Origin of the sequence: Mucilaginibacter sp. SG564 (assembly GCF_013149275.1) — a bacterium.
GTDB lineage: Bacteria > Bacteroidota > Bacteroidia > Sphingobacteriales > Sphingobacteriaceae > Mucilaginibacter.
Window position 1 is genome coordinate 120,626 of record NZ_JABGNA010000002.1, and the last position, 18,588, is coordinate 139,213.

At 44.2% G+C, this 18,588-nt stretch carries 16 protein-coding genes and 1 tRNA gene; 8 read left to right on the forward strand and 9 right to left on the reverse strand.

What is annotated here, in order from left to right; translation table 11 throughout:
• Positions 1-31: 31 nt before the first annotated feature.
• Both FHW89_RS05055 and FHW89_RS05060 read right to left on the reverse strand, forming a co-directional pair.
• Positions 32-3,463 carry a ThuA domain-containing protein gene (locus FHW89_RS05055; protein WP_172333944.1) on the reverse strand — a complete coding sequence of 1,144 codons (3,432 nt, stop codon included), beginning with the start codon at positions 3,461-3,463 and terminating at the stop codon, positions 32-34.
• Positions 3,464-3,949: 486 nt separating this feature from the next.
• A tRNA-Asp gene (locus FHW89_RS05060) sits at positions 3,950-4,061 on the reverse strand.
• A 152-nt stretch (positions 4,062-4,213) separates the two neighbouring features.
• Here FHW89_RS05060 and FHW89_RS05065 point away from each other — a divergent pair.
• Positions 4,214-4,690 carry an Lrp/AsnC ligand binding domain-containing protein gene (locus FHW89_RS05065; RefSeq protein ID WP_076373882.1) on the forward strand — a complete coding sequence of 159 codons (477 nt, stop codon included), beginning with the start codon at positions 4,214-4,216 and terminating at the stop codon, positions 4,688-4,690.
• 116 nt (positions 4,691-4,806) lie between these two features.
• On the opposite strand, the gene FHW89_RS05070 is transcribed toward FHW89_RS05065, so the two are convergent.
• The 3 genes from FHW89_RS05070 to FHW89_RS05080 form a co-directional block, all read right to left on the reverse strand.
• The gene (locus tag FHW89_RS05070; RefSeq protein WP_172333945.1) at positions 4,807-7,080 is read right to left on the reverse strand and encodes a Tex family protein; all 2,274 of its coding nucleotides are present in this window, start codon (positions 7,078-7,080) and stop codon (positions 4,807-4,809) included.
• Between the two features lie 300 nt (positions 7,081-7,380).
• A complete protein-coding gene (locus FHW89_RS05075; protein WP_172333946.1) occupies positions 7,381-8,154 on the reverse strand; it encodes a GDSL-type esterase/lipase family protein in 774 nt (257 codons plus the stop codon).
• A gap of 333 nt (positions 8,155-8,487) precedes the next feature.
• The gene (locus tag FHW89_RS05080) at positions 8,488-10,611 is read right to left on the reverse strand and encodes a prolyl oligopeptidase family serine peptidase (protein ID WP_172333947.1); all 2,124 of its coding nucleotides are present in this window, start codon (positions 10,609-10,611) and stop codon (positions 8,488-8,490) included.
• 400 nt (positions 10,612-11,011) lie between these two features.
• Here FHW89_RS05080 and FHW89_RS05085 point away from each other — a divergent pair, with 400 nt between their 5' ends.
• A complete protein-coding gene (locus tag FHW89_RS05085) occupies positions 11,012-11,764 on the forward strand; it encodes a hypothetical protein (RefSeq protein ID WP_172333948.1) in 753 nt (250 codons plus the stop codon).
• A 298-nt stretch (positions 11,765-12,062) separates the two neighbouring features.
• Here FHW89_RS05085 and FHW89_RS05090 read toward each other — a convergent pair whose 3' ends face one another.
• The 3 genes from FHW89_RS05090 to FHW89_RS05100 all read right to left on the reverse strand — a co-directional run bounded on the left by FHW89_RS05090 (position 12,063) and on the right by FHW89_RS05100 (position 12,713).
• Positions 12,063-12,269 carry a hypothetical protein gene (locus FHW89_RS05090; protein WP_172333949.1) on the reverse strand — a complete coding sequence of 69 codons (207 nt, stop codon included), beginning with the start codon at positions 12,267-12,269 and terminating at the stop codon, positions 12,063-12,065.
• Positions 12,266-12,403, reverse strand: coding sequence for a hypothetical protein (locus FHW89_RS05095; RefSeq protein WP_172333950.1), 138 nt, complete (start codon positions 12,401-12,403; stop codon positions 12,266-12,268). The genes FHW89_RS05090 and FHW89_RS05095 overlap by 4 nt, the downstream gene beginning before the upstream one ends.
• Positions 12,404-12,464: 61 nt before the next feature.
• Positions 12,465-12,713, reverse strand: a complete 249-nt coding sequence (locus FHW89_RS05100) for a hypothetical protein (protein ID WP_172333951.1) — start codon at positions 12,711-12,713, stop codon at positions 12,465-12,467.
• Positions 12,714-12,827: 114 nt separating this feature from the next.
• Between FHW89_RS05100 and FHW89_RS05105 the strand changes: the two genes are divergently transcribed.
• The gene (locus FHW89_RS05105; RefSeq protein WP_172333952.1) at positions 12,828-13,580 is read left to right on the forward strand and encodes a UDP-2,3-diacylglucosamine diphosphatase; all 753 of its coding nucleotides are present in this window, start codon (positions 12,828-12,830) and stop codon (positions 13,578-13,580) included.
• Here FHW89_RS05105 and FHW89_RS05110 read toward each other — a convergent pair.
• Positions 13,577-13,903, reverse strand: coding sequence for an SHOCT domain-containing protein (locus FHW89_RS05110; RefSeq protein WP_216650488.1), 327 nt, complete (start codon positions 13,901-13,903; stop codon positions 13,577-13,579). The genes FHW89_RS05105 and FHW89_RS05110 overlap by 4 nt on opposite strands.
• Positions 13,904-14,142: 239 nt before the next feature.
• Here FHW89_RS05110 and prfA point away from each other — a divergent pair, with 239 nt between their 5' ends.
• From prfA to FHW89_RS05135, 5 genes are all read left to right on the forward strand, one after another.
• Positions 14,143-15,216 (forward strand): peptide chain release factor 1, encoded by a 1,074-nt coding sequence (prfA, locus tag FHW89_RS05115; protein WP_172333954.1) that lies wholly within the window; start codon positions 14,143-14,145, stop codon positions 15,214-15,216.
• A 308-nt stretch (positions 15,217-15,524) separates the two neighbouring features.
• Entirely contained in the window at positions 15,525-16,472 is a 948-nt protein-coding gene (locus tag FHW89_RS05120) for an FAD:protein FMN transferase (RefSeq protein ID WP_172333955.1), read from the forward strand.
• Between the two features lie 193 nt (positions 16,473-16,665).
• On the forward strand, positions 16,666-16,995 hold the full coding sequence (locus tag FHW89_RS05125) for a hypothetical protein (RefSeq protein WP_172333956.1): 330 nt from the start codon (positions 16,666-16,668) through the stop codon (positions 16,993-16,995).
• 21 nt (positions 16,996-17,016) lie between these two features.
• A complete protein-coding gene (locus FHW89_RS05130; RefSeq protein WP_172333957.1) occupies positions 17,017-17,895 on the forward strand; it encodes a hypothetical protein in 879 nt (292 codons plus the stop codon).
• Positions 17,896-17,901: 6 nt separating this feature from the next.
• Entirely contained in the window at positions 17,902-18,585 is a 684-nt protein-coding gene (locus tag FHW89_RS05135) for a response regulator transcription factor (RefSeq protein WP_172333958.1), read from the forward strand.
• The last annotated feature ends 3 nt before the right edge of the window (positions 18,586-18,588 follow it).

The window sequence follows — 18,588 nt, forward strand, 5'->3', positions numbered from 1 at the left end:
TCGTTCCTCCTCGCAATGACGTACGGGGAATTTACTTCGCGTTAAACTGCAAGCCTGTTACGCCAGCTACTAAAGCCACTTGTTTTACTGGTTTGTAAATAAAATACAGCTTGTGCATCTTGCCATCTGTTACCGGGTTGATGGTTACATGGGTAAGCCCGGCTTTCTGATCGGCTGTAGGTACAGGCATGCTCCCTTTACCTACCAGCTCACCATCGGGCGCATCTAAACGAGCCTCAAAATCAAGACTTGTGCTTGGTGGTGCCTGCCAGAAGTTGGTCATGTTTACGGAGCGTACACCGGTTAAATCAATATCATCTACCTCAAACCAGCCACCGTTTTGCGGAATGATCAGCAGGTTAATGCCGTTGTATTTAAACGAGGTAAAGCCGCTTACTTTTTCGTTACCGGCAAACTGATAGTTGCTGCTCTTTAATGTTGCCACACCACGACCAGTTAAAGCTTTGATGTTTTTACCGCCATTATCTGTATAAGCAGCTGATAATACCATGGTCGCGTTTGACTGCTTGCTGCCCGGTTTTGGCAGGATGCTACCCTCGGCTGGTAATGATTTCTTTTTATTGCCCTGGTTATTGATCGATAGTACCCAGGTAATGATCTGCTCCACATCGGCTTTCTTGATGCTTGGATGCGCAGACATCGGCACCTCACCCCAAACACCGGCGCCGCCTTTGATTACCTTTTGGATCAATTTGTTCATCGCCTTCGGGTCTTTTTTATATTTAGCCGATACTTCGGTAAATGATGGACCTATTGATTTACCCACTTCTTTATGGCAGCTTTTGCAATCCATGCTCAGCATAATGGCTTTACCGCTATTTTCCGGCGTGGTTTGTTCTAATTGCGTTGCCGATACGGGCTTTTTATAATCATCAATATAATCAACAGCCACCAAAATGCGACTACGGTCAACACTGGCTGTTTTAGTACCATCGGTTACCTTAACCGCGTATTTAACCGGTACGCCTGGAAGGTAAAAAGATTTGTTACCACCGGTAAACTTTACCGTTACCTGTGGTTCTTCGTTACCGGCGTATACATTTATAGGTGTACTTTTGGTTTTGGCTCCGTGTACGTCCTTGGCGGTAACTGTAATGTTATAGCTGCCTGCTTTGGTGTATGTATAGTTTAATTCGGGAGTTGTGGTTTCTTTAGTAACCCCATTACCTAAATTCCATGAATAGGTGATGTTGTCGCCTTCGGGATCAGTTGCTTTGGCGCTTAATTTAACAACAAAGGGTAAATTACCCGACGTTTTATTTGCCTTCACCAAAGCTATTGACGGCGGCCTGTTACCACTGATATAATCGATGCGGAACAATCCGGCATCAGGGTTCTTACTGAACCAGCCGCTGCCATATTCCAAACCATATAGCCTGCCATCCGGACCTACTTCCATATCGATCATAGAGTTCGATTTCAGTTTCGGGAAAAATGGTTCCATTTTATCAAAGTCGCCTTCTGGAGTCATGCTAACCGCTTTTATCCAACCGCGCATCCACTCATAAGCCAAAAATTTGCCGTTATAATAATCGGGCAGGCGTGTCGAATCGGGATACATGTCGGTATAATAAACCGGACCGGCCATAGCGTTACGGCCGCCTGTACCTACCTGCGGAAACTCTGCCGATGCTCCATACGGGTACCATATAAAGGCAGGCTGCGCGGGTGGCAAATCGCGTAAACCGGTATTGTTGCGCGACTCATTAACCGGATGCTCCGGGTCAAACGCTGCACCGGAAGTACCAGTGGCGTAATCATAAACATGGTATGGCTTATTATCAGCCACAAAATACGGCCAGCCATAGTTACCGGCTTTACGGGCCTGGTTCACTTCGTCGTAACCCATTGGGCCGCGGGTATCCAAACTATCGTTGTGCGCGTCGGGGCCAACCTCGCCCCAGTACAGGTTACCGTTCTTTTGATCGACCGAGATACGATAAGGGTTCCTATCGCCCATTACATAAATTTCAGGACGGGTTTTTGGCGTTCCTTTCGGGAAAAGATTGCCTTTGGGAATATCATAAGTACCATCGTCATTGATCTTGATACGCATAATTTTACCGCGCAGATCATTGGTATTACCGGCCGAGCGGCGGGCATCAAACTGGTAGTGGCCTGGCCTGTCGTCTAAAGGCGCATAACCACTGGTTACATATTTCTGCTTTTTCTCGTCAAATGGCGTCGAGTTATCACCTGCCGAGAAGAACAATATTTTATCGGGACCCGGACCAAAGGCGATAGAACCGCCGGTATGACAGCAGATCTCGCGCTGAGCTTTTACTTCCAGTATTACTTTCTCGGTTTTTTTGGTGATCGTATCGCCCTCAAAAGTAAATCTCGACAAGCGATTAACCGAGCTATCAGCCGGACTGTAATAGATATAGATCCAGTGATTTTTGGCAAAGTTAGGGTCTTTAGCCAGGCCCAGCATCCCTTCTTCGGCATTTACACCGGGAGTATGCAGGGTTTTGTAATATACATCAAAAGCGCCTACCTGTTTTACCTTTTGAGTACTGTGGTTATACAACATAATTTCGCCGCGGCGCTGTAACACCAGGATATCAAAATTGGGCAGGATAGTCATCTCGGTAGGCTCATAAAACTTACCTGTTGATAACTGCGTTTTTCTAAACCGGTCTTCATCGGGCGGCAATTGTGTTTTAACTTTCGAATAATTGAGGTCTTTGTTGTCGCCGATGGCATATTTTATACCGCCGAGCAGCATTTTAAGATAGTCGGCATCTTTATAAGTTTCCTCGGTATGGCCAAGCTCGGTATAAAAGGCACGCCCGCCATCAAAATCATGGTACCATACCATTGGGTGATAGCCCATTCTTTTGCCTCCGGTATAGCTGCTTTCGTCAATAGTAACCAATACGTGTACATCGGGGGCCAGCGCTTTTTTAAAGCTGTAAAACTCGTCGGTATGTTTCCATACTTTGGGCAGGTGTTTGGTGGCCGCATTATTGTTATCAACTACATTTAAAACACCCGGCTGCACGTTAGGGCTTTTATCATGAATACCCGGGTGGTCATAAAACCAGGCGCCTGCCAAACGGCCATACCAGCCCCAGTCGTACTCGGTATCTGTAGCAGCGTGCACACCTACATAACCACCACCGGCTTGTATGTAGCGTTCAAATGCGGCTTCCTGGCGGTAGTTGAGTACATCGCCGGTGGTGCTTAAAAAAATAACGGTGGCATATTTTTTAAGATTCTCATCGGTAAACATACCGGCATCTTTAGTAGTATCCACGTCAAATCCGTTTTCACTTCCCAGTTTCTGAACGGCTGCGATACCCGCATCAATGGAGGCATGGTGGTAGCCCATTGTTTTTGAAAATATGAGCACACGGGGTTTACCGCGCCCGGCTATATTGAATGCAAGATAAGTGATGCAGCAACAAGCCGTAAGAAACAGAAGTAGGATTTTTTTCATGGTGCTATTATAGTTGGTTTTTTTGGGTTTAATTGATCGGGAACAAGGGGCTTCGCAATCGATTACAATAATAAGTATTCGATCAAATTTATCATAAAAATATTAAGATAATAATATCAATGCGTAAAAATGACACAATTGGAAAAGAATCAGGAAATTAAGAGCCAGGAATCAGGAAAAATGTATTCAATAAATGCCCATGAATTGTGTATTAGCTTTCTTTCTTGATTCTTGGCTCTTGATTTCCTGCCTTTCCTTGAAAAACCTATAAAAACAGCAAAGCCCCTGATGGGCAGGGGCCTTTACTAACCAATTATAAACCTAAATTATGAGAAGAGCTGTAGGAGAAGGAGTCGAACCTCCACGGAGTGGTTATTTTTATTGCTAAAAGTTTCCCAATTTCTCCGCCACCGCGACAAGGAGGTGTGTCTGCCAAAATTTCACCATCCTACAGGATAAAAGTTCCACGACTTGCTGAGGAACTTGCTGTTGGGGAAGGATTCGAACCTCCACAGAGTAGTTAGCCCGCTTCGGGTTTTCTATGATCTCCGCCACCGGGACAAGGAGGTGTGTCTGCCAAAAATTTCACCACCCAACATTGTTTTTTTGTTTAAAGAACAGAAAGCAATTGTCATTTGCTTGATACAAATTTAATAGACCCATCAATTCCTTGCAAATATTTCAACAAAAATATTTTATTTTTATTCAAATTTTAATTAAACTTGTATTTCAATATAGATATTCAAATTTATGTCCCACAGAAAAGCTCAAAATTTAGAAATTGATAATCTTGATATCCAGATTTTATCAATATTAATGAAGAATGCTACCACTCCATACACCGAGATAGCAAAAGAGTTAATCGTTTCTGGCGGAACCATACACGTGCGAATGAAAAAGTTGGAAGAGATGGGTGTAATAAAAGGAGCCAGCCTGGAAGTAGATCCTCAGAAATTAGGTTATGATATTACAGCGTTCCTGGGTATCTACCTCGAAAAGGGCTCGCAATACAACGAAGCTGTTAAACAATTGAAAACTATAAAAGAAATTGTTGAGCTGCACTATACCACCGGCGAGTGGAGTATTTTCGCCAAGATCGTATGCCATGATACCACCCACCTGCGCGAGGTTTTGAACGAACAGATCCAGGGTGTTAAAGGTATTCAACGCACTGAAACCTTCATCTCGCTTGAAGAAAGCATCAGGAGGCAGATCACTTTGGAATAAAATTTTACTTGATATAAAAAGCGAAGGCTGTCATCCTGAGCTTGTCGAAGGATAGGGCGCAGAGGCCCTACCCACATGCTTCGACAAGCTCAGCATGACAGCCATTAATTTATTCCCTACTTAAATTTGTTCTTCAGCGCTGCCAGTTTTAAAGCCATATCTGTTTCCGGTTCCTGGGCCGGTTTTTTGTTATAAGCGGGCTTGTTGTTATTGCCGCCGGCAGGCTTTCTGTCGTTATTCCGCCTTTCCTGCGGGGCGCTCTTATCATTTTCTTTCATGGATAGGGCTATGCGCTTGCGGTTCACATCAACCTCGGTCACGGTAACCTCTACTTTCTGGTGTACCTTCAGCACCTCGTTCGGATCTTTGATATACCTATTGGTGATCTGGCTCAGGTGAACCAGGCCATCCTGGTGAACGCCGATATCCACAAAAGCGCCGAAATTGGTGATGTTGGTGACGATGCCGGGCAGTTTCATACCCACTTTCAAATCGCCTATGGCATTTACGCCATCGGTAAAGCTAAAGGCCTCAAACTGCTCGCGCGGGTCTCGGCCGGGTTTGGCCAGCTCGGCCATGATATCATTGAGTGTAGGCAAACCCACTGTTTCTGAAGTATATTTTTGCAGCGGGATGCTTTTGCGCAATGGAGCGCTGCCCATCAGGTCTTTCACCGTGCAGTTCATATCTTTGGCTATCTGCTCCAACAAGCTATAACGTTCTGGGTGCACCGCGCTGGAATCCAGTGGGTTTTCGGCATTGTGGATGCGTAAAAACCCGGCCGCCTGCTCAAAAGCTTTATCGCCCAGGCGAGGAACTTTCTTTAGCTGATCACGGCGTTTAAAGGCACCGTTCTGATCGCGGTATTCCACAATGTTTTGCGCCAATTGCGGACCAAGACCTGATACATAGGCTAATATTTGCTTAGATGCCGTGTTCAGCTCCACGCCTACTGCGTTTACGCAGCTCATAACGGTATCATCCAATGAGGTTTGTAGTTTGTTTTGATCCACATCGTGCTGGTACTGCCCCACCCCTATTGATTTGGGATCGATTTTTACCAGCTCGGCCAGTGGGTCCATCAGTCTACGGCCTATAGATACCGCGCCTCTTACGGTGATATCCTTATCCGGGAACTCTTCCCGAGCCACATCAGATGCCGAGTAGATAGATGCCCCGCTTTCGTTCACCATTACAATCACCGCGCCTGGTAAATTCAGGTTGCGCACAAAAACTTCCGTTTCGCGACCAGCGGTACCGTTGCCAATAGCAATAGCTTCGATATTATATTTTTCAAACAAATGTTGAACGGTTTTTTCGGCTTCACGAGCTTGTCCAGCACCGGTATGTGGGTAAATAGCTGTATTTTCCAGCAGCTTGCCCTGCTCATCCAGGCAAACCAGTTTACAGCCCGTGCGGAAACCCGGGTCAATAGCCATAACCCGTTTTTGCCCCAGAGGCGCGCTTAATAACAACTGGCGCGCATTCTCGGCAAAAACACGGATAGCCTCTTCGTCGGCTTTCTTTTTGGTAACCAGGCGCACTTCGGTTTCCATAGATGGTTTCAGCAAGCGTTTGTAACCATCGGCAATGGCCTGTTTAATCTGGTCGGCCGATGGGTTGATACCTTTTACAAAAGTATCTTCCAGTATGGCAATGGCTTCTTGCTCTTCGGGTTTAATATCAAGCCACAGGATCTCCTCTTTTTCGCCCCGGCGCATAGCCAGGATACGGTGTGATGGTGCCGATTTTACAGGCTCTGTCCAGTCGAAATAATCTTTATACTTGATACCTTCTTCTTCCTTACCTTCGGCAACTTTGGATTGAAAGGTTCCCTTTTCAATAAACAACTCGCGGATGCGGGTACGTACCTCGGCATTTTCGCTGATGGTTTCGGCGATGATATCCCTTGCACCGGCCAGGGCTTCTTCTATACTGTTCACCCCTTTTTCGGCATCTATATAAGCCTCTGCAGCGGTTTCCAGGTCGACTTTGTTTTGCTCCAATAACAGATCGGCCAATGGTTGCAAGCCTTTTTCGCGGGCCGCGGTAGCACGGGTTTTGCGTTTGGGGCGATAAGGCAGGTAAATATCCTCCAGCGTCACCATAGTTTCGGCCTCGTCGATCTGTTTTTCCAGTTCGGGTGTTAGTTTACCCATGTCGGTAAGCGATTTCAGGATGGCTTCGCGGCGTTTATCCAGATCGCGCAGTTGTTGTACGCGGTCGCGGATCTCGGTCACCTGTACTTCATCGAGCGTACCGGTAACCTCTTTACGGTAACGGGAAATAAACGGAACGGTAGCGCCCTCATCAAGCAATTCAACAGTGGCACTTACCTGCTTTTCGGCAATGGAAAGCTCCTGGGCTATTTTTTTATAATGCGATATCATAGTAAACTTTGGACTGCGAAGTTGGGTACTCTTTGGTTAAAAAGCAAAAATGGTTTGTAAAAAGAATGGTGAAGGTATCGAAGCCTCACCCAACCCTCTCCAAAGGAGAGGGCTTTAAAATACTTTTTATAAGTTCCTCCGGCCAATGTTGGTGTTGTCACCAACATTATACGTTCTGGTTAATTACTCGTGCAGATTGTTGTTGGTGACAACACCAACAACGGCGGTGCTCCCTGCGGTCGGTTGTCCACGCTGCGCTCGCAATGACATGATATAGTATTTATTACTTAAGATAATCCATTACTTAGCCACCTTCCTCAACACCTTCTCAATCGCCTTACCCCAGAACTCACCCAAAGCCAAGGCGCCTTGTTTGTTGGGGTGCAGGTAAAATGTGCCCTGATTGCCCTTTTCAGGTATCAGATCGGTTAGGTGATGTTTCTTGAAATAGTTGAATCCTTTTTTATCCCCCACAAAAACATGGTTTGGGTTGGTGGTGCCGTAAGCAAATACCAGGCTGTCCAGTTTAGGCACATAGCTTTGCAGGCGGGATAAACCTTCTTGTAAATACCTTGCACCATTATAAGTATTGGGGCTATACCAAAGGGGATGCTGATAAATAACGATAGCTTTCGGAAAATCGGTCAGTAGTTTCTCCGTTATCGTTTTTACATTCTGGATATAATCAACCGGAGAAACTGGCGAACCATGAGGACCTTGAATGGCGCTGTCATTAGTACCCAGTTTCATGGAGAATATGAGCAGAGCATCCTTATCGGCGAAAGCACCCGCGGCTTGTTCTACCTGGGCAAAGGTGTTGGTGCCGGGTAAAAAATCAAGCGTGGTATAACCGCTGTGGCCCTGGTTGCTAAATTCAACCGTCCCCAGGTTGGCCTGTTTACGCAGCCAGGCGATCGCGGTAGCTGGCGGCGCTTCGGTAGCAGGATCAGCCAGTTGTACGCCTTGCGTAATGCTATTACCGATAAAAACAACATTGATATTTTGCTTTTTTGATTGGGCAAAGGTTGATGAAATGCTGCAGAATAATAGTGCAGCAATAAAAAAATGCTTCATAAAATTATTTAGTTCCTCAAATATTGTTTTTCAAATTTCCCGCTCATGAAAAACCATGCAACAAGAGTCGAACGCAGTATAGACTCACCCCGACATCGCTGCGCTCGTCACCCCTCTCTCCGCTTCGCGCATAGAGGGGGTTTTCATTTCTTTTTTCTCAACCCTCTTTCCGCCAAAGGCGAAGAGAGGGTGATCCAGCGAAGCGCAGATCGGGTGAGTCGGCTCTGCGTCATTGTTATTCTTTAACAAAGCTTGTTCTGTCTGATCATGTGCTATTATCCTCTCAAGAGGGGATCCGCACATACCCGGCTTTTTCACTCACTACTCACAACCTTACCATTTCACGCCCATATTCCAGAACATGAATGCCCATTTATCCACCTGGCCGCTGATCACCTGGGCTGTTGACTGCCCGGCACCGTGGCCCGCTTTGGTTTCAATACGGATGAGTACCGGGGCGGTGCCTTTTTGATATTCCTGCAGGCGTGCGGCAAACTTAAAGGAGTGCGCTGGTACTACACGGTCGTCATGATCGGCGGTGGTAACCATGGTGGCCGGGTATTCCTGCGGTTTTAAGGCATGATATGGCGAATAGTTGTACAGGTATTGGAACATCTCTTTCGAATCTTCGGCGGTACCATAATCATAGCTCCAGCCCGCGCCCGCTGTAAATTTGTTGTAACGCAGCATATCCAAAACGCCTACGGCAGGGAAAGCTACCTTAAACAGATCAGGCCGCTGGGTGATCATCGCTCCTATGAGCAGGCCACCGTTTGAACCGCCGGATACTGCCAGGTGCTCCTTAGAGGTATATTTATTTTTGATAAGGTATTCGGCAGCAGCAATAAAATCATCAAACACGTTCTGCTTTTTCATTTTGATGCCCTTGCGATGCCAGGTTTCGCCATACTCGCCGCCGCCACGCAGGTTCGGCACGGCGTAAATACCGCCATGCTCCAGCAATATAATGTTTGATGTGCTGAAAGCAGGTGTTAAGCTGATACCAAAACCACCATAGGCATATAATAAGGTAGGGTTTTGACCATTCAGTACCGTACCTTTTTTATAGGTGATGATCATCGGGATTTTGGTTTTATCCTTCGAGGTATAAAACACCTGTTTCGATTCGTATTGCTCGGGATCAAACTTCACTCCCGCTTTTTTATACAGGGTTGATTTGCCCGTAGCAATATCCAGCTTAAAAATGGTGGTGGGATATACATAATTGGTAAACGTGTAATAGGTTTCCTTCTCTCCCTTTTTTGTTCCAAAGCCAGAGGCTGTACCTACCGATGGCAGGGTAATGGTGCGTTCCAGTTTGCCATTCATATCGTACTGCTGCACAAATGAGGTAGCATCCTGCAGGTATTCGGCGAAGATCTTGCCGCCGCCGGTGGTGGCGCTCAATACATTTTTGGTTTCGGGGATGAGGTTTTGCCAGTGGGTTACGCCTGGGTTTGCCGCATCAACAGTAACAATTTTAAAGTTGGGCGAATAAATATTGGTAAGGATATACAGCTTACTGCCCACATTATTTAATATGGAATGCTGGTTATCAAAATTATCAATCACGTTTACAATATCGCTGCCGGGTTTGCTCAAATCCTGGATATACAATTCATTACCGGTGGTTGATGTAGCCGCGGTGATCACCAAAAAACGCTCATCTTCGGTAAGGTACGCACCTATATAGCGGCGCGGGGTTTTATCACCACCAAAAATAAGCTTGTCGGTACTTTGCGGGGTGCCCAGTTTATGGTAATATAATTTGTGATACTGTGTCATACCCGACAGCTGACTACCTTCCTTTGGTTTATCATAACTGCTGTAATAAAAACCATCTGTACCTTTCCAGGCAAGGCCGCTGAATTTGATATCGGTGAGGGTATCGCCTACCACGCTGTTATCGGCGGTTTTGATCACGATCACCTTGCGCCAATCAGATCCGCCTTCGGATATCTGGTAAGCGGCCAGGTCGCCATCTTTGGTAAAATCTATCCCTTGTAGCGAGGTAGTGCCATCGGCCGAAAATTTATTGGGATCTAAAAACACTTCAGGGGTACCATTATCTCCCATCTGCCGGTACAAAACAGACTGGCTTTGCAGCCCGTCGTTCTTATAAAAATAGGTGTATTTGCCTTCTTTAAATGGAGCGCTGTATTTTTCATAGTTCCACAGAGTTTCCAGCTGCTTGCGTATTTCTTCGCGGTATGGGATCTGGCCCAGATAGTTTTGGGTAACCTTATTTTCAGCTGTCACCCACTCTTTAGTATCAGCCGCCTGGTCATTTTCCAGCCAGCGGTATGGGTCAGGTACTTTGGTGTCAAAATAAGTATCAACGGTATCAACTTTTTTGGTTTGAGGGTAGGGAAGTGTTTTTATAGTCATTTGTTGTTGTGCATGGGTATAGCTGCAAAATAAAACAGCAAACGCGAATAAACAGGTAGTTAGTTTCATATTGACTTTTAAATTACAGGAAAACTAAAGGTAGGAAATTTGTTCATTTGCTCACTGGTTCATTTGTTCATTGGTCTTAGCAAATTGGAGTCGCTGGCTTATCCATCTTGTACCCATGAACAAATGAACCAATGAAAGTTAAAAGTTGTTAATTTTAATTAATCCTGCTATTTAATTGAGCGGGGCGAGCTATATTAGCCCCCGAATAAGGAAACAAGCCCAAACCAGGGTAATTAATCTGGTTTGGATTGATAATGGGCTTCGCGTGTAATTATTTATTTACAATGGATATTTACTATCCGGGCCTTTATTGATAATAATGCTTTTTTTTACACGTTTGCTAAACCGGATAATGCGGTGAACGGCAAACCTATACAAGTTGTTAGTACAAATTTATAACATGAAAAAAATCTTTACATTAATTACGGCAGCCCTAATGATGCTGATAGTGTTGAACGCAAGGGCCCAGGATAGTCAGAATGATGGCGATGCACCGGCCAAGCTTAAAAGCTATATTGGCATATTTGGTGGCCAGTCGCGCGCGTTGAGCGATTTTAAAAGCACCGATTACAGTAATCCAAAAGCAGGCTTTGCCAAAAATGGTTTTGTAATGGGTATAGACGGGGCCGTTTATTTTTACAAACATTTTGCCATAGGTTATACCATATCCAAGCAAGACCAGGGTAATTTAACCTTTGATGATGATCAAAAAATTTCACAAGGATATACTGATGATTTTAAAGCCGACGGTTCAACCGTAACTGCCGACAAGCGTTACCGTAGCTACAATATTTTGCTCGGCCCGCAATATACATTTGTATACCACAGCTTAAGGTTTGACCTGAGAGCATCAGCAGGTGTTATTAAAAATACCGCCACACCAAGTGTAGAAGTTGCCATTACCGGGGTACCTGCGCAAACTGCAACATTTACCCAACAAAGCTCAAAAGGTACCGCCTTTGCTTACGGAGGTAGTGCAGCCATTCGCTTTGATATGGGCTCTGGCTGGGATCTGTTACTGAAAGGCAATTATGTTAAGTCGGACGGGCCAACTATTTCTACCACCGGCCGCACCAGCAACGTGGGCCGTATAGTTACCAAACAACCTATGACCGAAGGGCAGATAGTTTTTGGCCTGGTAAAAGAGTTTTAATTGAAATAAAACAGACGAAATCTGTTTAGCAAAAAAAGAGGCTGTATCATCAATCATGATCGGCCTCTTTTTTTTGCCCTATTCAGATACCGGTTGGGATTGATTCCATTAACAAAAGTGGGTTTACATGGTTTACATTTTTTAGGGTTAACATCGACTTATTTTATTGAAAATCAATTATTTAAATATTTTTTTAGAACAAAAAGTGTAAACCCACTTTTTTATAAATATAACCGGCTAAACTTCAAATTACGGGTAGCCCACACCAAGGGTAGTTTGTATGACACGCCTTTTTTGTTTAATGCACTTCTATCTGTTGAGGCTGGGTAGCCACAACTTCGGGCTGTTCTTTAAACATTTCGAAAGTGCCCGTTACGCAAACTTGCTTGCCTTTGATATGCTGCAGATCTAACGTTGTTTTGCCTTTTACCGCGATGGTATATTTTTGATGCGGGTAAGCACCGCCCAGGTTTAGCAGGGTAAGAGTATCGCTTACCATTTTCATAGAGTAAACAGTATCGCAAAGGGTGCCGGTTTACCCAGGTTGTTTTTAAATTCGGTGGCGTTAAAAGCATGCTGCGCATTTGCCGCTCCGGCAAACATCAACAGCAAAGAAGCCGAGGTTAATATCTTTTTCATTGATGTAAGTATAAATCAAAGCTTTGATATACCGAGCTTGTCATCAAATATTTACAAATGTTTAACCACCCGGTTTGTTATCCTTATTCTTACCTTCCTGCTGATCTGCTTTTGGCGCAATCCCGTCTTCAAAGTTCAACGTAAAGGCTGATTCCGAGGCTCGGCTTGCCCTTTCCAGGCCGCTGATATTGGGCTCGTCGGCATCCAATATTTGGTTGCCGGTATCATGTTCTTCGCCCTGTTCAAATTCATTACCAGGGTCTTTCTCTTCCTGAGCATCGTCGAGGTTGGGGTTTTCTGGGTTTGCCATAATTTTATTGGTTTAGTAGATATATAACCATAAGCAGGGCCGGATGTTTGGCTTATAAATACCGTGCCCAGCTCCGCTTCTTCCTTTCGTGCTTAAACTGTATTTTTGCCGGATATGCCAACCCGTAACAAACTTTACTTTGCTTCTGATTTTCACTTGGGCACCGGCGGCTATGCTGAAAGCCGTAAACGCGAAGACCGGATAGTTCGCTGGCTGGATAGCATTAAAGCCGATGCCGCCGAATTGTTTTTAATGGGCGATGTATTTGACTTTTGGTTTGAATATAAAACCGTAGTACCCAAAGGGTATACCCGTTTTTTAGGCAAACTGGCAGAGCTTACTGATGCTGGTGTAAAACTTTATCTTTTTAAAGGCAACCACGATATGTGGATGTTTGATTATTTTGAAAAGGAATTTGGGGCGATCATCATTAGCAACGAATTGAAAATAGAACGGAATGGCAAAAAGTTTTTCCTGCATCATGGCGACGGGCTCGGGCCGGGTGACGGATTTTACAAAGTGCTGAAAAACTTTTTCCGCAGTAAATTTTGCCAATGGCTTTTTGCCCGCATACATCCTAACCTTGGGGTGGGCATTGCCAATTACTGGTCAACCAACAGTCGTATCAGCAATCAAAAGAAAGAAAACCCCAAACCCGGAGAGCAGGAATGGCTGGTTACTTTTTGCCGCGAAGAACTGCAAACCAATTTTTACGATTACCTCATCTTCGGCCACCGGCACCTGCCACTGGATATACAGCTAAACCCCAACAGCCGCTACATTAACCTGGGCGAATGGGTAAATTACAATACCTACGCTGAGTTTGACGGAACCGAGCTCAAACTAAAGCAATTTGAAAAGCTTTAATATCCGTTTGAGTTTAAAATCCTGGCTTTTTGAATCCGGTATTCCGCTTCGGTTATCGCACCATTATCCAATAGCTGCTTATATTTTTTCAATTCATCTGCAGATGACTGATCAGGGAAGTTGTAGCTCTTTTGCTCATCAATTCTGTTGGTGCAATAAACTATAATTATGCCAATCCAGTTCAAAAACAGCCCTAAGAGTAAACCACCTATAGGTCCGATAGCTCTTTTTGAACCCGCTCGGTACCCCCATACCGGAAAAATGATTATAATGCCAAATGCAATAAGAACAAGAATAATTTCTGGTGCTCCAAGTCCACCCATGATAATAGGATTTAAGTTGATGGATAAATATATGAATTTTCCAGTCATCTATATCACTCGCTGCTCATCATTCGCCGCTTACTACCCATAACTTACAATACACTGAATTATATATGCCTGAAAATATGTATTTTTGTGCGCTTTTTACAGTAAGTCTGTATCCCGAACGAAAACATAAAGAATTTTCTTAACCCGGACCACCATTAACTGTAATAAGTTATAGATATTGAGGATAATATATGTTAGAGAAATTAGAACTGATATTTCAACGTTGGAAAAGTGTTGAAGGTGAACTGAGTAATCCGGAAGTAATGTCGGATATGAAACGCTTTGCCCAACTGAATAAGGAATATAAGGACCTTGCCAAAATTGTTGATGAGTACCATATCTATCGCAACATCATCAGCAATATTGATACTAATAAAGAGATCCTGGCTACAGAAAAAGACGAAGAGTTTCGTGAAATGGCCAAAACCGAACTGGATGAGCTATTGATCCAGCGCGAAGAAAAAGAAGAAGCGATCCGCCTGATGCTGATCCCCAAAGATCCGGAAGACAGCAAAAATGCCATCGTCGAGATCCGCGGCGGTACCGGTGGTGATGAAGCGGCCCTTTTTGCCGGCGATCTTTACCGCATGTATATGCGCTATTGTGAAAAACGCGGCTGGAGAACCGAACTGGTTGATTACACCGAAGGTACAAGCGGTGGCTATAAAGAGATTGTGTTTAACGTAAATGCCGAAGATGCTTACGGTAACTTAAAATATGAATCGGGCGTTCACCGGGTGCAACGTGTACCCGATACCGAAACCCAGGGCAGGGTACATACTTCGGCCGCTTCGGTGGTGGTATTGCCCGAGGTTGATGAATTTGATATCGATCTGCAGGTAAGTGATATCCGCAAGGATCTTTTCTGCGCTTCGGGACCAGGCGGTCAGTCGGTAAACACCACCTATTCTGCAGTGAGGTTAACCCACATCCCAACCGGCATTGTGGCGCAATGCCAGGATCAAAAATCGCAGTTAAAAAACTACGATAAGGCTTTGCAGGTATTACGTTCACGTGTGTATGAAATGGAATTGCAAAAACACCTGGAAGAAACCTCTAAAAAACGTAAAACCATGGTATCAACCGGCGATCGTTCTGCTAAGGTTCGTACCTATAATTATCCGCAGGGCCGCTTAACCGAGCACCGCATCGGGCTTACCATATACAACCTCCCCGGCGTAATGAACGGCGACCTGCAGGACATCATGGAAGCCTTGCAATTTGCCGAGAATGCCGAAAAATTAAAAGAAGGAACAGTAGTTTAAAGCTGTTTTCACCTGATTTGTGATCAGGGCAAAAACCCTTTAATGATATAAAAATGCCTTAAGCCCTATGCTTAGGGCATTTTTAATTTACAGGTAACCCCTCACACCTAACCAACTGTAATCCAATTTAAAAAATGTGAAAACTATCGCGATGCGATAATTACACTGTCTTTTTCATCTTATTTTCATATAAGGGGGCTACTTTCGTTTTTGTACAGCGATAATGTAGCGCTTTTAACAACACTTCCGTATTGCTTTTAGCGTTTTACAACACTGTTTATTTTTTTGACAATAATTAAATTTTATTTATGCTGGCAGTAAAAACTTTAACCAATAATTTAACCACTTACAAGCGCAGTGTACGCTTAATGGGTGATAAATTTGAAATTAGTGTAGTTGGGAATGATCCTCTACTGGCCGATGAACAAATTGATATTGCCATCAACGAAATTAACCGCGTTGAAAAATTACTGTCGGCTTTTAGCGAAGACAGTCATATTAACCAGATCAACCGCAACGCGGGTATCGAACCGGTGAAAGCGAATGCCGAAATTTTCAGACTGATTGACAGGGCACTGCAAATATCAGAGCTTACACACGGAGCATTTGATATTACCTATTTTACCGGTACCACTTATACTGGTGATGATACCGCGCTTACCGAAAATGCCGATGTTAAGATAGCACCTTCGCCGGTGATGCTTACCAATTATAAAAATGTAGTGGTTGATGCCACTAAACAAACCGTTTTTTTAAAGGAAAAAGGTATGCGTATTGGCTTTGGCGCTAACAGCAAAGGTTATGCTGCCGACCGGGCCAAATACATTTTGCAAATGAATGGAGTAAGCAGTGGCGTTATCAACGCCGGTGGCGATCTGCTAACCTGGGGTACGCAACCCAACCAAAAACCATGGACAGTTGCCGCTGCCGATCCGGAACAAAGAAAACAACCATTTGCCCACCTGGATATCAGCAACATGGCATTTGCCACATCAATTAATGCCGAAAAATATGCCAGCATCAGCAACAAAAAATTTGTAAGCGTGATGACTGCCAAAAAGGGATTCCCGGTAAGCGAGATCACCAGCGTGAGCATCATCAGCCCAACAGCCGAATTATCAGATGCTATGGCTTCGCCACTTATCAACATTGGTGTTAACGCGGGCCTGTATATGATCAACCAGTTAAATCAAATTGCCTGTATTATTATTGACGACCAAAACCGTATTTATACGTCAAAGGATGTTAGTATCTGATACAAGCATTTATATATAAACATATCATCATTATTCTGGCCAACCTGCAGTTTCTCATTACCCATCTGCTTTGGCGTTTTGTATACAAAGCGCCAAAGCAGATGGTATTTTTATTAACAGCATCCCTCCCCTTGGATTTAACTGTTTAAATTGACCGATATTTGACAACAATTTTAAGTTTTTCTTCCCCTCAATGATAAAGTGGTTTGCGTATATTGTCCTGATATTGATATTTGCACCATGTTTGTTATTTGCCGGCGCTAAAAACAGGCTGTCAGACCCTGTCTATAGTACTATCGCCATCATTCAGCACTATAAAATTCCTGCGGATACGATATTGGCAAAAAACGCGAAGGATGAAAAAAATAAAATTAAAGAGGTAGCAAAACCAAAAAAGCAGGCTAAGCCCACAAAGGTTGATGATTCAGGGGAACCCGTTACCTCTAAACCCAAACCCAAAAGACAACGCCGGCCAGAGGGCATGGAACGCCCGCCGGAGATACCCAGAAGAAATGGCAATTAACAGGTTAATAAAGATTTATTGATGAAGTACCTTTGCTTACTTTTTTTTATTGCCGGCAGCAATGCCCTATACGCTGCAGGTATTGACAGGAGCCTTCTGCCAAAAGGTCGCGACTATAAACTTACTGCCGATACCGACACCATTGTCAGGAAACAATCGGTTTCTGTGGGTGTAAGTTATGGCAGCGACGCCTTATTTTTCGGTCGCACCGGCCCAATCAAGTACCCCTTTATTACCGGCGATGCGATATATAACAGTAAATCGGGCGTGTTTGTATACGGTTCGGTGCTCAAAGTATTGGGTTATGCCCCCGTTGACGAGGTTGATGTAGGTGGCGGCTATTTTTATAAGTTTTCCAAATCATTCTCGGGCGCGGCCAGTTATACCCGGTTCATATTTAACAAATACGCCAATGTTATCAAATCGGCATCATCCAATGATATCAACCTTAAAAATGCTTACGACTGGAAACTCTTTAAAACCACCGTTATCCTGGATTATCTTTTCGGGAAATCGAACGACTTTTTTACTACCGTAAGCACTTCAAAGTATTTCGAAAGCAGCTGGAGCATTTTTGATGATAAAGACTATCTGTCGTTCAATCCTTCATTCAATGTGATTCTGGGAACACAGAATTTTGTGCAGCGTTATGAAGTTGATCATAACTATCAGCATGTTTTACCTCCCGATGTATTGGAACACCTTAATCTTGCGGCCGCGCGCCGAAACAGGGTTTTCAATGTGCTCAATTATAGTTTTAAAGTCCCGGTTGCCTATAACCGGCCGCATTATACCCTGGAAGCCTCTTGGCGCTACTCGATGCCGGTTAACGTGGAAGGCACCCTCGAAAACAGGCGGGAATCGTTTTTTAACTTTACATTTTACTACCTTTTTTATTAACGGCGTATGAATGTACTGATCATTGAGGACGAACGCGCGCTTGCACAGGAGCTGGAAATATTCCTGACCAATTATAACTACATCTGCGATGTGTGTTTCAACGGTACATCAGCTTCTGAAAAAATAGCGGTTAACTTGTATGATTTTATTCTGATTGATCTGGGCCTACCCGATTATGATGGCCTCGATCTGTTAAGGGAAGCAAAAAAAGTAGATTCTGAAGCCGCCTGTATCATACTTACTGCCCGGGCCGAAATTAATGATCGCATCAAGGGTCTTGACCTGGGCGCCGACGATTATTTACCCAAACCGTTTTCATTGCTCGAGCTTCAAAGTCGTATGCAGGCTATCATTCGCCGCAAATTTGGGGTAAAAAATAATACCATTGAACTTGGAGACTTCCTCATCGATCTTACCAATCGTACTATATCGCATAGCAACAGCGTTGTAAATACCATAACCAAAAAAGAATTTGACCTGATAGCCTATTTAATTTTACATAAAAACAGAACCTTAACCCGTATGCAGTTAAGTGAGCATATCTGGGGCAGCGTGGTTAATAACGACTATGACTCCAATTATATTGATGCCCACATCAAAAATATACGGAAAAAGTTAAACGCCTTTGGCTCGCCAGATTGGCTGGAAACGGTGCGTGGCCTGGGCTATAAAATAAAGATCAACGCTTAAGTA

What these genes read in the sequence shown, in the direction of transcription:
- FHW89_RS05095 (WP_172333950.1), bottom strand. Translation starts at nt 12,403, where the DNA reads ATGAAAAAGATATTAACCTCGGCTTCTTTGCTGTTGATGTTTGCCGGA.
- FHW89_RS05070 (WP_172333945.1), bottom strand. Translation starts at nt 7,080, where the DNA reads ATGATATCGCATTATAAAAAAATAGCCCAGGAGCTTTCCATTGCCGAA.
- FHW89_RS05105 (WP_172333952.1), top strand. Translation starts at nt 12,828, where the DNA reads ATGCCAACCCGTAACAAACTTTACTTTGCTTCTGATTTTCACTTGGGC.
- FHW89_RS05135 (WP_172333958.1), top strand. Translation starts at nt 17,902, where the DNA reads ATGAATGTACTGATCATTGAGGACGAACGCGCGCTTGCACAGGAGCTG.
- prfA (WP_172333954.1), top strand. Translation starts at nt 14,143, where the DNA reads ATGTTAGAGAAATTAGAACTGATATTTCAACGTTGGAAAAGTGTTGAA.
- FHW89_RS05110 (WP_216650488.1), bottom strand. Translation starts at nt 13,903, where the DNA reads ATGGGTGGACTTGGAGCACCAGAAATTATTCTTGTTCTTATTGCATTT.
- FHW89_RS05085 (WP_172333948.1), top strand. Translation starts at nt 11,012, where the DNA reads ATGAAAAAAATCTTTACATTAATTACGGCAGCCCTAATGATGCTGATA.
- FHW89_RS05055 (WP_172333944.1), bottom strand. Translation starts at nt 3,463, where the DNA reads ATGAAAAAAATCCTACTTCTGTTTCTTACGGCTTGTTGCTGCATCACT.
- FHW89_RS05120 (WP_172333955.1), top strand. Translation starts at nt 15,525, where the DNA reads ATGCTGGCAGTAAAAACTTTAACCAATAATTTAACCACTTACAAGCGC.
- FHW89_RS05130 (WP_172333957.1), top strand. Translation starts at nt 17,017, where the DNA reads ATGAAGTACCTTTGCTTACTTTTTTTTATTGCCGGCAGCAATGCCCTA.
- FHW89_RS05100 (WP_172333951.1), bottom strand. Translation starts at nt 12,713, where the DNA reads ATGGCAAACCCAGAAAACCCCAACCTCGACGATGCTCAGGAAGAGAAA.
- FHW89_RS05090 (WP_172333949.1), bottom strand. Translation starts at nt 12,269, where the DNA reads ATGAAAATGGTAAGCGATACTCTTACCCTGCTAAACCTGGGCGGTGCT.
- FHW89_RS05065 (WP_076373882.1), top strand. Translation starts at nt 4,214, where the DNA reads ATGTCCCACAGAAAAGCTCAAAATTTAGAAATTGATAATCTTGATATC.
- FHW89_RS05075 (WP_172333946.1), bottom strand. Translation starts at nt 8,154, where the DNA reads ATGAAGCATTTTTTTATTGCTGCACTATTATTCTGCAGCATTTCATCA.
- FHW89_RS05080 (WP_172333947.1), bottom strand. Translation starts at nt 10,611, where the DNA reads ATGAAACTAACTACCTGTTTATTCGCGTTTGCTGTTTTATTTTGCAGC.
- FHW89_RS05125 (WP_172333956.1), top strand. Translation starts at nt 16,666, where the DNA reads ATGATAAAGTGGTTTGCGTATATTGTCCTGATATTGATATTTGCACCA.